At 60.8% G+C, this 19,401-nt stretch carries 20 protein-coding genes; 7 read left to right on the plus strand and 13 right to left on the minus strand.

Annotated features, from left to right (window positions below; all coding sequences use genetic code 11):
* Positions 1 to 288: 288 nt before the first annotated feature.
* The 3 genes from HMPREF2806_RS08125 to HMPREF2806_RS08135 are packed head-to-tail and all read right to left on the minus strand — an operon-like array spanning position 289 to position 2,446.
* Positions 289 to 1,275, minus strand: a complete 987-nt coding sequence (locus HMPREF2806_RS08125) for a hypothetical protein (protein ID WP_046648802.1) — start codon at positions 1,273 to 1,275, stop codon at positions 289 to 291.
* Positions 1,272 to 2,075 (minus strand): ATP-binding cassette domain-containing protein, encoded by an 804-nt coding sequence (locus HMPREF2806_RS08130; RefSeq protein ID WP_070517257.1) that lies wholly within the window; start codon positions 2,073 to 2,075, stop codon positions 1,272 to 1,274. The genes HMPREF2806_RS08125 and HMPREF2806_RS08130 overlap by 4 nt, the downstream gene beginning before the upstream one ends.
* Complete coding sequence (locus HMPREF2806_RS08135) at positions 2,072 to 2,446, minus strand: GntR family transcriptional regulator (RefSeq protein WP_010187877.1); 375 nt, start codon at positions 2,444 to 2,446, stop codon at positions 2,072 to 2,074. Before HMPREF2806_RS08135 ends, HMPREF2806_RS08130 begins: the two co-directional genes overlap by 4 nt.
* 225 nt (positions 2,447 to 2,671) lie before the next feature.
* Between HMPREF2806_RS08135 and HMPREF2806_RS08140 the strand changes: the two genes are divergently transcribed.
* Positions 2,672 to 3,910 (plus strand): NYN domain-containing protein, encoded by a 1,239-nt coding sequence (locus HMPREF2806_RS08140; RefSeq protein ID WP_046648799.1) that lies wholly within the window; start codon positions 2,672 to 2,674, stop codon positions 3,908 to 3,910.
* Between the two features lie 115 nt (positions 3,911 to 4,025).
* Here the strand turns inward: HMPREF2806_RS08140 and HMPREF2806_RS08145 are convergent, their stop codons facing one another.
* Entirely contained in the window at positions 4,026 to 4,850 is an 825-nt protein-coding gene (locus tag HMPREF2806_RS08145; RefSeq protein WP_070517259.1) for a PspA/IM30 family protein, read from the minus strand.
* A gap of 157 nt (positions 4,851 to 5,007) precedes the next feature.
* Positions 5,008 to 5,373: a thioredoxin gene (gene trxA / locus HMPREF2806_RS08150; RefSeq protein WP_046648797.1), complete on the minus strand. Its 366-nt coding sequence runs from the start codon at positions 5,371 to 5,373 to the stop codon at positions 5,008 to 5,010.
* A 146-nt stretch (positions 5,374 to 5,519) separates the two neighbouring features.
* On the opposite strand from trxA, the gene HMPREF2806_RS08155 reads away from it, so the two are divergent.
* From HMPREF2806_RS08155 to HMPREF2806_RS08170, 4 genes are read left to right on the plus strand one after another with little or no spacing between them, the layout of a single operon-like run.
* Entirely contained in the window at positions 5,520 to 5,720 is a 201-nt protein-coding gene (locus HMPREF2806_RS08155) for a heavy-metal-associated domain-containing protein (protein WP_070517262.1), read from the plus strand.
* 5 nt (positions 5,721 to 5,725) lie between these two features.
* Entirely contained in the window at positions 5,726 to 7,897 is a 2,172-nt protein-coding gene (locus HMPREF2806_RS08160; protein ID WP_070517264.1) for a heavy metal translocating P-type ATPase, read from the plus strand.
* An 11-nt stretch (positions 7,898 to 7,908) separates the two neighbouring features.
* Positions 7,909 to 9,243 (plus strand): MFS transporter, encoded by a 1,335-nt coding sequence (locus HMPREF2806_RS08165; protein WP_070517267.1) that lies wholly within the window; start codon positions 7,909 to 7,911, stop codon positions 9,241 to 9,243.
* Entirely contained in the window at positions 9,233 to 9,736 is a 504-nt protein-coding gene (locus HMPREF2806_RS08170) for a VanZ family protein (RefSeq protein ID WP_369799717.1), read from the plus strand. Before HMPREF2806_RS08165 ends, HMPREF2806_RS08170 begins: the two co-directional genes overlap by 11 nt.
* A gap of 1 nt (position 9,737) precedes the next feature.
* Here the strand turns inward: HMPREF2806_RS08170 and dnaB are convergent, their stop codons facing one another.
* From dnaB to HMPREF2806_RS08210, 8 genes are all read right to left on the minus strand, one after another.
* Complete coding sequence (dnaB, locus tag HMPREF2806_RS08175; RefSeq protein ID WP_046648794.1) at positions 9,738 to 11,162, minus strand: replicative DNA helicase; 1,425 nt, start codon at positions 11,160 to 11,162, stop codon at positions 9,738 to 9,740.
* 667 nt (positions 11,163 to 11,829) lie between these two features.
* On the minus strand, positions 11,830 to 12,282 hold the full coding sequence (rplI, locus tag HMPREF2806_RS08180) for a 50S ribosomal protein L9 (protein ID WP_010187895.1): 453 nt from the start codon (positions 12,280 to 12,282) through the stop codon (positions 11,830 to 11,832).
* Between the two features lie 46 nt (positions 12,283 to 12,328).
* The gene (locus tag HMPREF2806_RS08185) at positions 12,329 to 12,922 is read right to left on the minus strand and encodes a single-stranded DNA-binding protein (RefSeq protein WP_070517269.1); all 594 of its coding nucleotides are present in this window, start codon (positions 12,920 to 12,922) and stop codon (positions 12,329 to 12,331) included.
* 51 nt (positions 12,923 to 12,973) lie between these two features.
* Positions 12,974 to 13,264, minus strand: a complete 291-nt coding sequence (gene rpsF, locus HMPREF2806_RS08190; protein ID WP_175973876.1) for a 30S ribosomal protein S6 — start codon at positions 13,262 to 13,264, stop codon at positions 12,974 to 12,976.
* 147 nt (positions 13,265 to 13,411) lie between these two features.
* Positions 13,412 to 13,594, minus strand: coding sequence for a hypothetical protein (locus HMPREF2806_RS08195; protein WP_046648791.1), 183 nt, complete (start codon positions 13,592 to 13,594; stop codon positions 13,412 to 13,414).
* Entirely contained in the window at positions 13,591 to 14,946 is a 1,356-nt protein-coding gene (locus HMPREF2806_RS08200; protein ID WP_070517329.1) for a glycosyltransferase family 87 protein, read from the minus strand. Before HMPREF2806_RS08200 ends, HMPREF2806_RS08195 begins: the two co-directional genes overlap by 4 nt.
* A 63-nt stretch (positions 14,947 to 15,009) precedes the next feature.
* Positions 15,010 to 17,238, minus strand: a complete 2,229-nt coding sequence (locus tag HMPREF2806_RS08205; protein WP_070517272.1) for a transglycosylase domain-containing protein — start codon at positions 17,236 to 17,238, stop codon at positions 15,010 to 15,012.
* 76 nt (positions 17,239 to 17,314) lie between these two features.
* The gene (locus tag HMPREF2806_RS08210) at positions 17,315 to 17,674 is read right to left on the minus strand and encodes a DUF5318 family protein (protein ID WP_070517275.1); all 360 of its coding nucleotides are present in this window, start codon (positions 17,672 to 17,674) and stop codon (positions 17,315 to 17,317) included.
* A gap of 170 nt (positions 17,675 to 17,844) precedes the next feature.
* Between HMPREF2806_RS08210 and HMPREF2806_RS08215 the strand changes: the two genes are divergently transcribed.
* Together HMPREF2806_RS08215 and HMPREF2806_RS08220 are read left to right on the plus strand one after the other, a co-directional pair.
* On the plus strand, positions 17,845 to 18,324 hold the full coding sequence (locus HMPREF2806_RS08215) for a MarR family winged helix-turn-helix transcriptional regulator (RefSeq protein ID WP_046648788.1): 480 nt from the start codon (positions 17,845 to 17,847) through the stop codon (positions 18,322 to 18,324).
* Between the two features lie 83 nt (positions 18,325 to 18,407).
* Positions 18,408 to 19,391, plus strand: coding sequence for a universal stress protein (locus HMPREF2806_RS08220; protein WP_070517277.1), 984 nt, complete (start codon positions 18,408 to 18,410; stop codon positions 19,389 to 19,391).
* Positions 19,392 to 19,401 lie beyond the last annotated feature (10 nt).

The following is a 19,401-nucleotide window of genomic DNA, read 5'->3' on the forward strand; positions in this document are numbered from 1 at the left end:
AGTACATTGGCACACTATTGAGTTCTCAAACATCGTCACCACACAGCCATACGGACCGCTTTAAGCGAAACGCAGTACTGCGAGTAAAGAAAATATTTGTTGCCAGGGCCTGTTTTCCTACCGCCTCGCTTCAAGAACCTGAGTTCCTGTGGGGCGCTGTCGGTCGCGCTGACTCATATAAAGTTACACACGGCCTTGATAAAACACAAATATGCACTTCAATGAAGGTTTTTACCCCTTCTTGAAGTGCACTAAAACAACCTTTTTAACGCAGACATTGGATGGCGCTCAGTGTGCCCCAAACCAGCCCATGAGGCCCGGGCTAAACACGTTGGTCTTTTTAGCCATCCGGGGATATGCGGCAACCCACACGACGTAGATGATTGCCATCCCTGTGAGCGTCCACCACACAGAGATCTCAGAGTTAAGTAGCCACGCAAGCAACACGGCAGCAATGGCTCCGACCGTGACAGCCGTATAGGGCCATGTCTCTTTGTCGGTGATCGCAAAGCTCACGAGAACGGCAGCCATTGCAAGGGGAACGATGGTGAATCCGGCGAGGCTTCCGGTCCACATCAACGTCACCACATCAGTGACAGCTCCCAAGCCCACTGGAATCGCGGTACACAATAACGTCGCTGTGGACCAGGCCGCGCGTGGAACGCCAAAGGTCACCGCATCCTTCATCGAGCTGCGAACCGCGTCAGCCACTAGCGGCAGGACAATCAACGTGACTATGGCGCCTACGATGCCCACACCCTTATCCCACAGCTTGCTCACCACGATGTTTATCGCAGTTGCGATGGCTATACCGAATGCAGCCCACATCCACGCGCGAGCTTGAGGGCGCAACACAATCTGGGAGACCGGGGACGCTGAGAACCAGCCCGTCGAAGAATCACCATCGCTACCTACGATGAGGGAGCCAGTGGTCAGTCGTGATGGCTCAAAGCGTTTCGTCATGCACACCACCCACATGAGCGCCGGCGCAATGAGGACCCACCACGGGAAAGCCCAGGGTGCGCTGACGAGAAGGAGCAAAAGCGCCAGGGAGGCATTGATTCGCCGGTGCCCGTTCCAGACGCGCGTACTGAGACCAAAGGTGAGGTAGCGCGAGAAGTCAGGCTGGACCAGGTAGAGCTGGAGCGCCATAAGGAGTGAATACCCGATGGCCCAGCCTTGCCCACGGTCCATTCCCAGCACCGGAAGGATGACAATCCACAAGGCGTAGAAGAAGCTGATCCAGCTCAGCGCCATATGCCTATAAAGCTTCATCGCGCCTCCCCCAGCGCCAGAACGGCCTGTTCGAGGGATACCTCGGTGGCCCGAAGCCCCATTTCCTGGGCCATGGCAAAGACGTTGGCGGTGTGGTTGGGGCGGGCGTCGACAAGCACACGGTCAGCGACGGCTGAGGTTTCGCGCTCGAGTACCGGGAGCTGCAGGCGCCCCAGCGCACGATCGAGAGTTTCGGCAGAGCCAGTGAGCTGGACGACGCCCTCAATGAACTCATCGATGGGACCAGACAGAGGGTTCTCCCCCATCAGCGCCACGGTATCGAGCAAACCAGACAGTTCGTTGAGGTGATGGGTGGAGACAATAATGGTGCGGCCGTGCTCTTCACGCAGGACGTCATAGAATACCTCCCGCTTAGCGGCGTCGAGGCCGAGATAGGGTTCGTCGAGAAGCATGTATGGCACCCCCGAGGCCACCGCAACGATGAAGCTTGCCGCCGACTTCTGCCCGCGGGAGAGGCCCGAGTAGTTTTTCGTCGGAAGCTCGAAGCGCTCGACCAGTTCCTCAGCGCGCGCTGTGCTCCACGTGGGCCAGCGCAGGCTTGCCACGGTGAAGATCTTCTTCACGTTCCAGCCTGCCGGCAGAGGGTTGTCGATTCCCATGAGGACAACCTTGTTGAGGACTTTTTCATTGTCGTAGGGCTTGTCGCCGTCGACTTTGATGCCAGAGCCACCCAATTGCCCGGCAATCTTGCGCAGCAGGGTGGTCTTGCCAATGCCGTTGGGGCCGACGAGGCCGTGAGTGAGGCCGTCGTCGAAGGTGAAGTGCGGGGTAGAAATCATGAGTAGAGTCCTCGACTTTCTGCGACAAGGTCGATGAGGTCATGGAGTTGCTGGCGGGTATAGCCCAGGTGCACGGCTTCGTCGATAAGCGGGGCTGCGTATTCAGCCGCAAAGTCTTGGCGACGCCGCGCCCGGATAAGGTCTGCGGCACCAGAGGTGACGAACATGCCGATACCTCGGCGTTTTTCGAGGATTCCGAGATCCACGAGGAGGGTCAGGCCCTTGCGGGCGGTGGCGGGGTTGATGCTGTGGAAGGCGGCGAGCTCATTCGTGGACGGTGCCTGGGCACCCTCGGCGAGAGTGCCCTCGATGATGGCGTCCTCGATGAGCACCGCTATCTGACGAAAGAGCGGCTGCGCGGAGTTGTCCATGCAGACCCCTTAGTTGGTTGGTTACTCATGTAACTAACCATATAACCAACCTTCGGCCAGGGCAAGGCCTCCCCATTCCATATCTTTGACCTGGGAATTTCCTCAAGGTTATCGACGTTTTGTGACTAATGGGGCACACTGGACTACACCGGCCGTAGGCTGGAAGACCTCACAGAAGTGACCTAAGAAAATTAGTTAGAAGAAATAGAACGGAATTTAGGAGCCATGCTTGAACGAACACTTGTCTTCGTTGACACGTCATATCTACTCGCCAGTTTCTATAACTCCTGGGAGACGGGCGCCCGTGCCCAGCTAGAGATTGATTTACCCGAAGTGGTCAGCTCCCTCGGTTCGATGATTGAAACCCAGGTGGGCAACCGCGTTCACCGCCAATATTGGTATGACGGAATCCCGGATACCGGCCCCCACCGCTACCAACGCGCACTGCGCGTCTGCGACGGCGTCCAGCTTCGCACCGGCCAGCTCATCGAGTGGGGCGAGCGCCGCACACAGAAAGCCGTGGACACCCGCCTTGTCGCCGACATGATCGTCTCCGCCATGAAGGGCCAAGTCACGGACTTTGTTTTGGTCTCCGGCGATGCCGACATGATTCCCGGCGTCCAAGAAGCCGTGAACAACGGCGTGCGCGTGCACCTCTATGGCTTTGGCTGGGATTCGATGTCCTCGGCGTTGCGCCATGCGTGCGACTCCACCACCATCCTGGATCCGCGGGAAGACTTCGCCGACGCAATGGAGCTCGAGGTCCTCGAAGGGCCCCTGCCGCCGACCATCCGCGAGCCCCAGCACTCCGAGGACGGCAGCGAGGGCGAAGCCGTTGCCACCGATGAGCACGCAGAGGAGTGCGACGAGCCCACCGAGGCGCAAGCCGCCTTCCCCTCCGCCCCCAAGCCTGGCCCCGCCACACCTTCTGCCGCCGCGACGGACGTTGCCGCGACTGCCTCTCATCCCGAATCGGCTGCGCCCGATACCTCCCGCAAGGAAGAGGAGCCTCTCCCCTCCGGCGAGCAGCCTTCCGCGCCCGGCATCGACTCGCAGGAGCCTGCGGGCGAGGAAGCGGACGCAGCCCCCGAAAGCTCGAAGCCAACGCCCAAGCCAGCTGCGCCCAAACCTTCGATGATGGCGCCGCGCCGCAAGCTGCGGTCGAAGTATGTTCCGCTCCCCGAAGAAGTGTGGAGCTCCGCCGGGTTCCAGTCCCCCTTTGACGTGGGGCAGCAATATGCCTCGTGGTGGTTCGACAACGCCGCGAGCGCCGATCAGCGCGACCAGGCCCACCTGCTCTCGGGCGGCGGCCTGCCCCCGGAGATCGATCGCCCGCTGCTGCAGTTCGCCTGCGAAACGCTGCACGAGTACACGCTGACAGAAACCCAGCGCGTCAACCTGCGCGATGGCTTTCACTCGGGCATCCGCGGCGTGCTCATCAATATCCGCCGCCAAGATAGCTAAACCGAAAATCGTCAAAAGGGACCTTGGAGAGCGTGGGGTTCTGAAACACCCCGGCCGCGCTGCGCGGCCCGCTCTAGAAGGTCCCTTTTCTGTGTAGTGGCTTGCTTCGCAGTGGCTACTGCTTGCCCTCGGCGGAGTCCGATTCGGCGTTGGCATCACTAGCATCAGCTTCGGCGCCGGCCTCAAGCGCTTGGTCGCTGGCGAAGGGCGAGTTTTCCAGCTCCTTGCCCTTGGCCATCTCGGCGCGAATCTCGTCCAAGCGGGACGTAGCGGCCATGTCGTGGCCTGCAGCCGTGATCTCCTGAATGCGGCTACCCCCCGCCGCCTGATGGAGCTCCTGGGCGCCGAGCGCATCCGCGTAGCGCTTCTCAATCTTGGCGCGCACCGAGTCCAAGGTCGGCGTGGAATCATCCGGCTTGAGCTCGTTCATTGAGTTCAAAGCCTCGGCGTTCTTTTCCTGCATCGCTGCCTGATCTGCCTGGGACAGCAACTGGTCCACCTGCGCCAGTTGCTCCTTCAGGCGGGCCTCCGACTGCTGCTGCTGGGCCTTCGCCTGCTCGGCAGCCTGGCTAGCCGCCTCGTGCTGCGTTTTCAGGTTAGCCAGCTCGTTTTCCACGGCGACCAGCTGGCTCGCTACGACCTCTGCCGCCTGGTTGTACTCGGCGGCCTTCTGCGGATCCTCAGAGGCATCCGCCAACTCCAGCGCCCGGCGGGTCTGATCCTGGTAATCCTGCTGGGTCTTCACCAGGCGGTTGAGCTGCATTTCCAACTGGGTCTTGCGTCCAATAATCTCCGCCGCGTGTTCGGAAATCTCGCGATGCTGCTTCTTCGCACCTTCCACGGCCTGCTGGATCTGGACCTTGGGGTCAGCATTCTCATCGATCTTCTGATCGAAAGAAGCCATCACATACTTCCAGCCTTTGCTAAATGGATTTGCCATCGCACTCACTCCTTTGTGGTTCCTGCAGCAGTAGTTAATGCAGCTCTTATTGGTGCCCTATATAAAAAGACGCTTTCCTGCGAGTGTAGCGATACTCACAGGAAAGCGCGCGCGGCGGGGCCACCGGGGCTCCACCGCAGACAAGGACTAACCAGTTCTATTCCGCCTGCTGGCTCTCCACCTGGGCGCGGACCTCGTCCATGTCGAGGGCCTTAACCTGGCCAATGAGATCCTCCAGTGCCGCCGGCGGCAGAGCGCCAGCCTCGCGGAAGACCAGGATACCGTCGCGGAACACCATCAAGGTGGGGATGGACTGAATCTGCAGCTTCGCGGATAGCTCCTGGTTGGCCTCGGTATCCAGCTTGGCGAACGTGGCATCGGGGTGCTCTTCAGATGCCTTCTCAAAGACTGGGCCGAAGCGCTTGCACGGGCCACACCATTCCGCCCAAGCATCGACGAGCGTAATGCCGTCGCCAGAAACAGTCTCCTGGAACGTGTCTTCAGTGATGTCAATCGTTGCCATGTCTTTTCCTATCAGTCTCGGGGATATTTCTCGGTTCTATCAACCCCCAACGGTACACAAACCTCGATTATTCCTTGCCCACATACCCCAGGGGGGTATATCCTCGACAGTGACATTAACCCCCAAGGTAAGGAGAAGGATTCACCATGAGCACCACAACCTACACCGTTAACGGCATGACCTGTGGCCACTGCGAGCTTTCCGTCAAGGAAGAGATCTCAGAGATCAGTGGCGTCACCGACGTTACGGCCGACCACACCACCGGCGCCGTCACCGTGTCCGGGGAGGGCTTTAGCGACGACCAAGTCGCCGCCGCCGTCGCCGAAGCTGGCTACGAGTTGGCCTAAGTACCATGACTACCAGTCTCACCCTCGGCATCACCGGGATGACCTGCACGTCGTGTTCCTCCCGCGTCGAGCGCAAGCTCAACAAGCTCGACAACGTTGAAGCCACGGTCAACTTCGCCACGGAGTCCGCCTCCGTGAGTTATGACCCTGCAACGACGACGCCCGCCGATCTCATCAACGTCGTCGAAGGCGCAGGCTACGGAGCGTTCACCCTGGATGGTGAGGGGGAGACGTCGACTAGCACGGCGGAGGACGCCCGCGAGAGCGAAGCCTCCGATATCCTGCAGCGCACTCTGATCTCCGCGGCGCTCTCTCTGCCCGTGATGCTGCTCTCCATGGTCCCAGCGCTGCAATTCCAGCACTGGCAGTGGGCCTGCTTGATGCTCACGACGCTCGTCTATGTCATCGGCGGAGCGCCCTTCCACCGGGCCACCTGGGCCAATCTCAAGCACGGCGCCGCCACGATGGACACGCTCATCACGCTGGGCACCACCGCCGCCTTTGGCTGGTCGCTCTACGCGCTTTTCTTTGGCGATGCCGGGATGCCCGGCATGACCATGCACATGACGCTGCGCTCCAATGACGCGCAGATGGACCATATTTATCTCGAGTCCGTCGGCATGGTTATCACGTTCCTGCTGCTTGGACGATGGTTTGAGCTCAAAGCTAAGGGGCGCTCCTCCGAAGCGCTCACCACGCTGCTGACCATGGGAGCTAAGGAAGCCACCGTGCTTCGCGACGGTACCGAAACCCGCATTCCCGCCAGCGAGCTCCGAGTAGGCGATGTTTTTGTTGTCCGCCCCGGCGAGAAGATCGCCACCGATGGCGTGGTCCTCAACGGCCATTCCGCCGTGGACGAATCCCTTCTCACCGGCGAGTCGATGCCGGTTGAGGTTTCTCCCGGCAGCACGGTGACGGGCGCGACCATCAACGCCTCGGGTCGGCTCGAGGTACGCGCCACCCGCGTCGGGTCCGACACCGTCTTGGCCCAGATGGGCGCGCTCGTCACTGCGGCCCAGACCTCGAAGGCACCGGTCCAGCGCCTCGCGGACCGTATCGCCGCCGTCTTTGTCCCCATCGTCATCGGCATCGCGCTCCTCGCGCTCCTGGCACACCTGTGGGTCGGCGGCGTCGCTCCGGCCTTCGTGGCCGCCGTCTCCGTCCTCATCATCGCCTGCCCGTGCGCCATGGGATTGGCGACGCCCACCGCAATCCTCGTCGGCACCGGGCGCGGCGCCGAACTGGGAATACTCATCAAGGGCCCGGAGATTTTGGAATCGACCCGCCAGATCGACACCATCGTTCTGGACAAAACCGGCACCATCACCGAAGGCCAGATGTCGGTGGGAGCAGTCCAAGCTAAGGCAGGGCACACGCAGCAGGAGGTTCTCCGCCTCGCGGCCGCCGCGGAACAGGGTTCCGAGCACCCCATCGCACGAGCCATCCGCACAGCCTACGAGGGCGAGTTACCCGCAACCGAGGGCTTCCACGAGCTTCCCGGCCAGGGAATCGAGGCAACGATTGAGGGCTCCCGGGTGCGGGTAGGCCGGCCGCCCGCGGGCTATGACGGCACCGGAACGCAGGTGGGCGTCTACGTCGATGACACCCTGGCAGGCACCATCGAGCTACAGGATCGCATCAAGGAATCCTCCGCCGCCGCCATCGCGGCAATGCACAAGCTAGGACTTACACCCCACCTACTCACCGGGGATAACGCCGGCGCGGCACGTGCAGTGGCGCGGGCCGTTGGCATTGATGATGCCAACGTGACAGCGGAGGTCATGCCCGCAGACAAAGTGGATACTATTGCTCGTCTGCAGGAGCAGGGGCGCACTGTGGCCATGGTGGGCGATGGCGTCAACGACGCCGCAGCGCTCGCGCAGGCGGACCTCGGAATCGCGATGGGCGCGGGAGCCGACGTGGCGATCGAAGCTTCCGATATCACGGTGATGAACAACGACCTGCGCTCCGTCGCCGAGGCAGTGCGGCTCGCGCGCAGCACCCTACGTATCATCAAGGGCAACCTATTTTGGGCCTTCGCCTATAATATTATTCTTCTTCCCGTGGCAGCGTTCGGCCTGCTCAACCCCCTATTGGCGGGGTTAGCAATGGCCCTGAGCTCAGTCTTTGTGGTGACCAATTCTCTGCGGCTAAAAAGCTTTACCCCCGCAGAGTAAGCTTAGCCTGCATGAATCGTCTTGATCATCGCTCTATCTCACGCACGGAGAGGCTCGACCGCCTTCCCGTCACTGGAAAACACAAACGTCTCCTCTTCGGCTCCGGCATCGGCTGGGCGCTCGATGCCATGGACGTGGGCCTCATCTCCTTCATCATGGCCGCTCTGGCCGTGCACTGGGGGATCACGCCGACCCAGTCCTCGTGGCTGGCGTCCGTGGGCTTCATCGGAATGGCCTTGGGTGCCACCTTCGGCGGCCTCTTGGCCGATAAGTTCGGCCGCCGCCACATCTTTGCGCTAACCCTGCTGGTCTACGGCCTCGCGACGGGCGCCTCCGCCCTCGCAACGGGCCTCACACTCCTCATCATCCTGCGCTTCTTCATCGGACTTGGCCTCGGCGCCGAGCTGCCGGTGGCCTCCACGCTGATCTCCGAGTTCGCACCCCTCAAGGTCCGCGGGCGCATGGTGGTCTTGCTGGAGGCCTTCTGGGCCGTGGGGTGGATCCTCGCTGCGGTAATTGGAACGTTCGTCGTGGGGGCGTCGGAAAGCGGCTGGCGCTGGGCCCTGGCGCTCGGCATGGTGCCCGCGCTCTATGCCCTCTATGTGCGCCTTCACTTGCCTGAATCAGTACGCTTCCTGGAGTCGAAGGGCCGCCACGAGGAAGCAGAAGAAATCGTCGCCTCCTTTGAGGCCGAGGTGGATGAGGCGGACATCGACCGCACGACCCCGGCACCGACCTACTCCGAGGAGGACGTCACCGCCACCAGCATCTGGTCGAAATCCCTGCGCGGGCGCACGCTGGCGCTGTGGACCATCTGGTTCTGCGTCAACCTGTCTTACTACGGCGCCTTCATTTGGATTCCGTCGCTGCTTGTCGCGGACGGTTTCTCCCTGGTGAAGTCCTTCAGCTTCACGCTGATTATCACTCTGGCCCAACTGCCGGGTTACGCCGCAGCGGCCTGGCTCATCGAGGTCTGGGGACGCCGCTCGACGCTGGCGACCTTCCTCGTGGGCTCCGCCCTGTCCGCCGGATTCTTTGGCTTCGCCAACACTGAGGCCATGATCATCCTGGCCGGTTGCCTGCTCTCCTTCTTCAACCTCGGCGCGTGGGGCGCGCTGTACGCCATCGGCCCGGAGCTCTACCCCACCGCCCTGCGCGGGCGCGGTACTGGTGCGGCCGCGGGCTTCGGCCGACTCGCCTCCATCCTGGCGCCGCTTATCGTTCCGCCGCTCATCGCGGTGGCGGGCACGGGCTGGCTCTTCGTGCTCTTTGCAGCAGCCTTCGGCATCGCGGCCTTCGCGGCTCTGACCCTGCCAGAGTTCAAGGGGCGGGCCCTTGCTCAATAGGGTCGCCCTCGGCGCGTGGGTCGCGGTCATGGTCGCGCTCACCACGCTCAAGCCCTTCTACCAGATCGGCTACCTGTGGAAGCCGGAGAACCAGCGGGTCCGTGACCTGCGCTTGGTGCCGCTTGATGAGTTCTCCGGCGGCACCTGGTTTGGCCCGCTTTTTGAGTATGCGGGCAATACCGCCTTCTTCATTCCTTTTGGCATGCTCGTCTTCAGCATGTGCCGGTCAATCAAGGCCACTGCCGCATGGGGCTTCGCGCTGAGCTTGGCACTGGAAACAGCGCAGTATGCATTCACGCTCGGGCGCACTGATATTGATGACCTCATCTTCAATACCCTCGGCGCACTCATCGGCGCGGGGTTTGCCAGGCTGTGCGGCGAGCGCTTCTTCCCGGTGTGGCGGTGGCTGGCGCTCGCTGCGGCAGCGGTCTTCCTAGTCTTGGTCATCCTCGGCCCACGGTTGGGTGACCCCAATGCCGTGGTGGACCTGTAATTTAGCCGTGCGCCATGTTCACGAACTTGGAGTAGTGCAGCTGGTGCGCGACCTTCACCGTGTCGATCGGGCCGCCGCGGTGCTTAGCCAGGATGATATCCGCCTCACCGGCACGGGGATCATCGCGGTCTTGTGAGTCCGGGCGGTAGAGCAGCATAACCATATCGGCATCCTGCTCCAACGAGCCGGACTCACGCAGATCCGCCAGCTGCGGCTTCTTGTCAGTACGGGATTCCGGGCCACGGTTCAGCTGCGAAATCGCGATGAGGGGCACCTCGAGCTCCTTGGCCAAGAGCTTGAGCTGGCGCGAAAACTCCGAGACCTCTTGCTGGCGGGACTCCACCTTCTTGCCCGAAGACATCAGCTGCATATAGTCCAGCACAATGAGGTCGAGCCCGTGCTGCTGCTTCAGACGGCGGGCCTTCGAGCGGATCTCCATCATGGTGAGGTTCGGGGAATCATCGATGAACAGGGGCGCATCCTGGATGCGGTTGAGGGTGTCATCGATCTTGGCCCAATCCTCCGTGGACACGCGGCCACCGCGCATATCCGATAGCTTCACTTCCGCCTCCGCTGACAACAGGCGCATGACGATCTCGGAGGCAGACATCTCCAGGGAGAAAACCACAGAAGTCTTGTTGTGCTGCAGGGACGCCGAGCGCATGAAGTCCATGGCCAGCGTGGACTTGCCCACACCAGGGCGGGCGGCGACGATAATCATCTGGCCGGCACGCAGGCCATTGGTCAGGTTGTCGAGGTCGATAAACCCTGTGGGCACGCCCGACTCCACTCCGTTTTGTTGCAGGGCGGCGAGCTCATCGATCGTGGGGTCGATGAGATCACTCAGCGCACGGTAATCCTCGGTGGTCTTCTTCTGCGCCACGGCGAATACTTCCTGCTGGGCGCGATCCAGCACGGACTCTATCTCCATGTCCTCAGAGCCCTGGAAGCCGAGCTGGACGACTCTGGTTCCGGCATCCACCAGCTTGCGCAGCACCGCCTTCTCCGCGACAATCTCCGCGTAATAGCGGGCGTTAGCCGCAGTGGGCACCGTGGCCAGCAGGGTATGCAGGTAGGGCGCACCGCCAACGCGCTCGAGGTTGTTATAGCGATCGAGACGGGCCGCGACAATCACCGCGTCAATATCCGTGCCCGCCGCGTAAAGATCGATCATGGCCTGGTAGATGAGCGTGTGCGCAGGATAGTAGAAGTCCTCCGGCTCCAGCTCCTCAATGACCTCCATGACTGTATTCGGGCTCAGGAGCATGGCGCCGAGAACGCCCTGTTCGGCCTCGCGGTCCGCGGGCGGCTGGCGAAATTCGCCGTAGCGCTTCGGTTCTTCCTGCCGGTAAGAGCGGCGAGGTTCCTCCTCTACCGGCTCCGGCGGCGGTGGAACGTGGTCGTCGTCAAAACTGGCATTAGTCATTGCTCATCAATCCCACCGTTCATTAGTCCCACCCTGGCCGTGCCTGAAGTTCTCACTCTTCTCCGCGCCGGACGGCCAAGCTTCGATGCAGTGCCAAGCGGCAACCGCGCGTAGTACACAACAGTGTAGCCGAGGGTCAAGACACTACCCCTTGGGCATAACTCTCACAGTTATCCACAGAGAGCTGTGGAATTCCCAGGTCAGCAAAGACTTGGTATGCAAAGCCAGAGGTCAGGGCTGTGGATAACTTTGCACCGCTGTGACCAGCGAAGTTTATTTCTGCAGGTCAAGGCGCGTTTTTTGAGATGTGAAAATACGCACAAATCCCGTGGAAAAGTAGGGGCATTACCCCGATATCGCCGCTACCAGCGGGTTAACACATGGCGGCATGAGTGAATTCACCGTTAACTGAACGCAGGTTTATCCACAGGCTGGGCGAGTTATCCACAGGCCGCGCTTGGCGACGTTTCCCTGCCTCCTGCGGTGCTAGATCCCCAAAAGGCGACCCCGCGTAAAACGGCGCAAGGCCGTGCTTCCTCTCACCACCTCACATAGTGAAAGGAGCACGGCCTTAAAGCCTTGCTGTTGTCTTAAGGTCACGTCCTGCGTACCGGCACCGCGCCTCACACGCGGGCGAACGGAGGGTGACCGTCGTGCGCCTTAATTCTTAGGCAGCGACGACCGAGAAGTTCACCTTGCCGATAACGTCAGCGTGCAGCTTCAGCTCGACTTGGTAGTTGCCGGTCTTCTTGACCAGGCCCTTGGGCAGCACAACGATGCGCTTGTCCAGCTTCGGGCCGCCAGCGGCGGCAACGGCGTTCACGATGTCCTCAGCGGACACGGAGCCGAAGAGCTTGCCGGACTCGGAGGTCTTCACGGGGACGTTAACGTCCTTGAGCTCCTCCAGCTGGGTACGGATCTCGCGTGCGTGGTCCAGGTCGCGGATTGCGCGAGCTTCCTGGGCGCGCTTGATGCCCTCGATCTGCTTCTCAGCACCGCGGGTAGCAACGATTGCCAGGCCGCGCGGAAGCAGGTAGTTACGTCCGTAGCCGTCCTTAACCTCTACAATTTCGCCGGGGGCGCCGAGGTTCTCAACGGCAGCGGTGAGGATCAGCTTCATGATCCCTGCCTTTCAATTGAGTTAAATGAATACTTGCGTGACAGTCTTAGAACGGGGGTTCTGCATCCGCACCACCAAAGCTTCCCGCTTGGGGTGCAGAATTCCACGGATCGTTACTCGGAGCCGACTGCTGCTGAGACCGCTGCGGGGCAGAGGACTGGGACTGGTTTCCAGAGAAACCGCCCTGGTTTCCGGAGAAACCACCTTGGTTGCCGCCGCCGTAGTTAGCACCACCCTGCTGCTGGCCGCCACCATAGTTGCCGCCGCCGTTGCCGGACTTGCGGTTAACCTGTGCGGATGCATAACGCAGGGACGGGCCGACCTCATCGACCTCGATTTCAAAAACAGTGCGGTTCTCGCCCTCACGGGTCTGGTAAGACCGCTGGCGCAAACGGCCAGTAACGATAACGCGCATGCCCTTGGTCAAGGTCTCCGCAACGTTTTCTGCGGCTTGGCGCCACACGTTGCAGGTGAGGAACATGGCCTCGCCGTCCTCCCACTGGGAAGTCTGCTGATTATAGCGACGCGGGGTGGAGGCAACACGGAAATTTGCCACTGCGGCACCCGCTGGGGTGAAGCGCAGTTCCGGGTCGGCCACAATGTTGCCGACAACCGTAATGTTGGTATCTCCCTGAGCCATGTCTTTACTCCTTAATATCGGTTACGTGGATTGCTCGAAACCCAGTATCCGCTATTTGCTGTCGGTGCGCAGAACCTTGGTACGCATAATGGAGTCGTTCAGGTTCAGACGGCGATCAAGCTCGAGAACCGAGTGGGATTCACACTCCAGCTCCACGACTGCGTAGATGCCCTCTTCCTTCTTGTTGATCGGGTATGCAAGACGGCGCTTGCCCCACACATCAACCTTTTCGACTTTGCCGCCATCCTTGCGGATCGTTTCGAGGAACTTGTCTAGGGACGGGGTTACGGTGCGCTCATCCTGGTTAGGATCCAGAATGATCATGACTTCGTAGTGACGCACGGACCTCATCACCTCCTATGGTCTAGTAATTGGTATCGGCCATATCACCTTTGCGGATATGGCAGGAGGGTCTGTTGCGTCAAGCAACCCTCACACAGTACCGCACTGACCGGCGGAAAAGGAAATCCCCCATCTCCTCGGCTGCCGCTAGTGGGTCGCCGCGACGAAGATGGCCGATCCCGCCGGGATCACCGTGAGAAACAGCAAAGCCAGCAAACCCAGCACAACCGGCCAGGTGCGGTCTTGAGAGCGCTGAAACAGGTAGTAGGCGCTCAACACACAAAGGAAGCCCAGCGTGATGGAGACGATGCCCACGATGGTGATAGTCATCGTGAAAAATCCCCCGCCAACGGGTCCCTGCCGCCATGAGCGGCGCGGACCTTGTCCTCAGACTTGCCCCACATCTGGCGGATGATGAGCACACCGATGGCAATGATGAAGCCATCGCGCGTCAGCACCGCGATATCGAGCATCTCGTGCGGCAGACCATTGTTTTCCGAGCCGAGCATGTGCCAGGTAAGGATGGGCCAGAGGAGGGCGTCGGCAAGCGCCCAGCTAAAGATGAGCCGCCACCGCGGAAGCGCCAGGAGTGCCGGGACGACCAGCCACAGGGAGTACTGCGGGGACCACACCTTGTTGAAAATGAGGAAGGCCATGATGATGAGGTAGATCATTTCGGCTACTCGCGGCGCGCGCGGCGCCTTAAGACCCATGATGGCAATCGCCCCGCAGCTCACCAGAAACGCCACGAGTGAGAAAGTGTTGAGGAATTCGGGCTCAAAACTCACGCCCGCGACGCGGCTCAAGAGCGCATAGATCGTGGTCCACTCGGCACCGCGTTCTTGATTGAGCCGGAAGAATTCGCGCCAGGCCTCGGGGTAGGCCAGCGCCACGGGAAGGTTCACCACGAGCCACGTCGCGGCGGTTGCCACGAACATCTTGAAGAAAGGCGCCCAGCGCTTGAGGCGGATGGCCAACACCAGAAACGCGCCTAAGATAAACAGAGGCCACAGCTTGAATGCCGTGCCGAGCCCAATGAGAATGCCGGCGAGCCAGTTCTTGCGCTTCTTCACTGCGAGAAGGGCGCCCACCATGAACGCTACCGACGGGATATCCCAGTTGGTGAAAGCGTGGATAACCACGAGCGGGCTGGCCGCCATGAGAACGGTATCCCATGCCCGGTTGCCCGTGAGCTGGAATACCATGACCACGGTGCCGACCCACACGAGGGACAAGATGAGCGTGGTCAGCCCAAAGTACCAACTGACCTCGGCCATACCAATCCACTCGACAGCCGGATACGTGGTGCGCGCCAGCCAGCCGACGACCCCCTGGAACAGGCCCGCCAGAACGGGGTATTCCATGTAGCGCGTGAGGTCTCCCTCCACCCAGGAGTAGGCATAGGGAAAGCCAGGTTGGTCCAAGCCGCGCCCACCATAGAGCGGCACGATGTCGTTATAACAAAAGGACGTGTACTGGCGGTTGCCATCCCAGTTCAGGCTGATGAGGCCGTCCTCGCCCCGGCGGCTGCCCGCACAGGTTGCCTTACTCAAGAATCCAAACGCCAGGAACGTCCACGCCAGCGTGATGATGACGCGCAGCGGCGTCCACCAACCAGAGTGGGACGAGCGGGCGAAACGCCCCGTCGGCCCGCCGAGGGCATTGACGGCGCCACGGGTCATCGATTCGGATGAGAGTGGGACAAGCTGCGAAGAAGTGTGATGGCTCACCGGGGGATCAATCTCCTATTGGCCAAGCAATTGGTCGAGGCCATCTCCATTAAGGATGTCATCGAGCGAAGGTACTTCAGGGTTAGCGGGTTGCTCAGGTTGCTCAGGCTGGGCCGGCTGCTCTGGGCTACCGCCCTGACCCTCGTCGTGGTGCTCGCCGCCCTCGGCAGGTGCTTCCTCTTCACCCTCGGGACTGTCACTCTCCGGGCTTGCCGGCGTCTGGTTCCACGTGGTGGTCTGGCTCGGATCATAGACATATCCCGAGCCCCAGCTGCCGACGCCGTAGTTAATCGGGTAGGCCTGCGGGAAGGGCTGCTGCTCCACGTTGGCCAAAGAGGTGTCCAAGATGGACTTCCAAATCTTCGTCGGTGCATCCGAGCCGTACATAATTCCGCCCCACTGATTAAAGATCGCGGAGGTGTTATCGGCCGTGCCTACCCACACTGCTGTAGCCAGCTGTGGCGTGGAACCAACCATCCAGGCATCCTTGTTCTGGCCCGTATCGCCCAGCTGCGTCGTACCAGTCTTGGAGGCAGACGGGCGTCCGCCAGCTAGCGCACCATTGGACCATGCGGCAATTGGCTGCATCGCGGAGATCACGTTGTTGGCCACGTTGGCGGAGACACGGCGTTCACCGCCGTCGGTCGGGTTCTCGTAGAGGACTTCGCCGGCAGCGTTTTCTACCTTTTCCACGAAGTGCGGCTGATGCCATATGCCTTGGTTGGTCAAGGTGGCCATTGCCGTCGCTATATCGAGCGGACGCGACTGGTACTGGCCCAGCACGATGCCCTCGTACGGCGTTCCACCATTTTCAGTGAGGGTCTTTTCAATCCCCGGAAGACTGCGCGGCACGCCCAACGCATGCGCCATATCCGCGGTGTCCTGCGTCTTGTTTTCCAAGTCATCCTGGAGGCGCAGGAAGGACGTGTTATAAGAATTCTTCATTGCCTCAGCGATGGAGCAGCTACCGCAGCCGGCACCCACGTCGTTGGTCACGAGCTGCGATCCAGGCAGCTGGTAGGGCGCCGAGGAGTAATAAGTATTGAGATCGATGCCCTGCTGGAGCGCTGCGGCCAGGGTCATAATCTTGAAGGTTGAACCTGTCTGCAGCGGGGAATTGGCATAATCCCAGCCGTTGGAATCGTCACCGCCGTAGTAGCCACGCACGGCACCCGTGGCCGGGTCAATGGTGACTGCTGCCGCGCGTGCATCTTCCTGCAGCACTCCCAGCTCTGCGTGGGCAGCATCCGTCGATGCATTCTGGACGGTCATGTCAATGGTCGTCGTCACCTTCAGGCCACCAGTGGCCAGCTGGTCCTCGGTAATACCCACGCGGGACAGCTCGTCGATGACCTGGTTCTTGATGTGGCCATAGGCACCCGGCGCTTCGGTGTACGCGGAATACTCAGACGGATCGCGGGTCTCCGGGAAGACGAGCTGATCGCGTTCAGACTGATCCAAGTCACCCATCTCAACGAGGCCATCCATGACGTAGTTCCAGCGAGCTTGGGACCGTTCCTCATCTACCCACGGATCAAGGACGGACGGGGACTGGATAACACCCGCCAGCAGCGCGCCTTCTTCCTTAGTGAGATCCTTGGCGTCCTTATTAAAGTACGCATTGGATGCAGCCTCGATGCCATACGCATTGCGGCCGAAGTAGACCGTGTTGAGGTAGGCGTTGAGGATGTCCTCCTTGGACCATTCGTTGGTCATCTTCACCGAGTAGATGAGCTCACGAATCTTGCGGACGTAGGAGTACTCGTCACCAACGAGAGTATTCTTCACATACTGCTGAGTAATCGTCGAGCCACCACCGGCGGAAGCATCACCGGTGAGCTTGCCCAAGACGGCACGGCCCAGACCTGTAAAGGAAAAGCCCGAGTTGGTCCAGAACTCGCGGTCCTCGGCCGCGAGGACAGAATCCTCGACGTAATCCGGGATCTCATCCAGGGTCACCTGGCGGCGGTTGCCCTCCGGTGGAACTAGTTTGGCCAGCTGGGTTTCGCCGTCGCCGGCGACAATCGTGGAAATCTGGCTCGGCTGCAGCTCCTTGGGCTCGGGGACGTCGTATTGCGTATACGCGTACCCAAAGAGCAAGGCGGGGATGCCGACAATTACGAATAAGACAGCGAGCACGATCCACGGCCAGCGGCGTGTGCGGCCGGACGAACGCCTACTCCTGTGCGAGGCGCTCTTCTTGCGATTACCTGACTTTCGCCCGGAGGTTTCCTTCTCGGTCACTAATCCGTGTCCTCATCAATCCTGTACAGAAACTGTAAATACATGCAGCTTACCGGCGTGAACTGGGAAGCCAAAACTACCTTCGAGCATAGACCGTGGCCGCTCGAAGCAGATGATTCCAGCGGCATGCCGGGCACACTTCCACGAAATGCACTGTAAACTCCAGCCTCTCGGCCGCCATTTCTGCAATTTCCGCCGCGCTGCGCGCGCTTCCCGCACGGCGCTTTAAAGAGTCGCCATAAACCCAGCGGGTCAGTCGCAGCTCTTCGCCGCACACCGGGCACGGCTTCTGCATGTCAACGCCGTGGTGCTCCGCCGCCGCGCGAAGGAGAAAATCAGCATCACACAGTTCTTCGCGCGTCACTTTTCCCGCGCGAAGCTCGCGCAGATGCTGCGCGCGCTCCCATTCATAGGAGACTTCGTTGCGGTAGGCCACTTCTGGCCTTGTCTTTGCAGACTCTGCCTTGGACGGAGAATTCACGCCGGACAGTGTAGTGCGGGCAGCGTCAACAATCTAGGCTCCCTTTGGGCGCTTCGTGACGCAAAACCTAATTTTTTACTCAGCTAACTACCGACGAGGGTGGTTTGTAGCTACACTTATTTTCCATGAGTGAAGAAACTATCGAATCCCCGATCCCCTACGAGGACGCCCTGGATGTTGCCCGCCAGATCCAGCCCGCGCTCAATAAGCTCATGCTCATCTTCCAGCGCACAACGGAGGGCACGTCCCTAACCACCTCGCAGGTCTCGATCATGAATCAGCTGCGCCTGCGTGGGCCCTCTCGTGTCAGCACCATCGCCCAAGCAGAGCTAATCCGGATGCCCACCGCGTCCAATGCACTGTACCAATTGGAGCGCCAGGGCTTCGTGGAACGACACCGCGATGAAAAGGACCGCCGCGGTGTTCTCGTCGCCCTCACCCAGCTCGGGGAATCCGAGCTGACCATCGTCTCTCGCCAGCGAGCGGCAGCTTTGGCCGAGATACTGCGCTGGCTTGAACCGGAGGACATCAAGGACGCCAATTCTTTGGTCAACCTGATTTCCAAACTCGCGGATGTGTACCGCCCCACCATGGACGGAAAATAGACCAAAAAGCGCCGGTAGAACAGATTTTATTTTAAAGCGTGAAGGGTCGATAATGAAGGAAACGACCCCGATCCTTTTGATGAATGGCTAAGAAATCTTCACATCCCGCGGAAGGACAGTCCTCCTCGGAAGACCGTATCTTGCCGCTTCGCGTACTCGTCTCGTGGAGCCCGAGCTCCACGGGCACCGAGGCCATCGAGTTTGCCGCATGGCTCGCGCGTTCCACGCCCGTTCAGATCCGGGTAGTATCCACGATTTCGCAACCCTTCACCGTGACGTCGCTCAGCAAGCTCAGCGGCTCCTATAAAAAGTGGTTCAAAGCGGAGCGCGCGACCTGCGAACGCGCCGTTAAGCAGGCCTTGGACGCAGCCGGAGTGGGCAAGACCCAGCTCGATAAGAACGTCTCCGTTCTCATCGCAGGACCGTCCCGCCCGCAGCTGCTGGAGCAAGCGGCTACGGATTTCAACGCGCACGTCATCCTCCTCGGGGCCAACCAGTCCGCGCCCAAGGGCCGTTTCTTCTCCGGTTCTACCGCCGATGCGCTGCTGCACTACTCGCCGCTTCCCGTGGGTCTCACCCCGCGCGGTATCAAGCTGTCCAAGCACGGGGTGACGCGCATCAATTTCGCCTTCACCGAACTTGGCCGCGCCGACGATCCCGCCCTCCGGCACGCGGCATGCATTGCGCAGCGCGGCGGGATTCCCTTGCGTATCCTGGCGTTTTCCGCCAAGGGGCTGGTCGACGTCCCCCTCGAATACTCCCCCACTTTTCCTTCCGACGCCCCCAATTGGCGCGAGCACTCGCTCTCGTTGTTGGACCGCGCCCACGATTTCATCGCAGAGGTCTTCCCGGAGATTTCCGTCACGACGGACATCGGCAGCGGTCACGGCTGGTCCGGCGCGGTGGATTCGCTCAAGTGGAAAAAGGGCGACCTGCTCTGCTTGGGTTCCTCCCCCATGGGGCCGATCGAGCGCGTCTTCATCGGTAGCACCGCCACCGAACTTCTCCCCCACGTGGGAGTGCCAGTCCTGGTCTGCCCGAGCACCTATGACACCGAAGCACGTTAGACTTGCACAA

This window comes from Corynebacterium sp. HMSC076G08 (assembly GCF_001811515.1).
Taxonomy (GTDB): Bacteria; Actinomycetota; Actinomycetes; order Mycobacteriales; family Mycobacteriaceae; genus Corynebacterium; species Corynebacterium hiratae.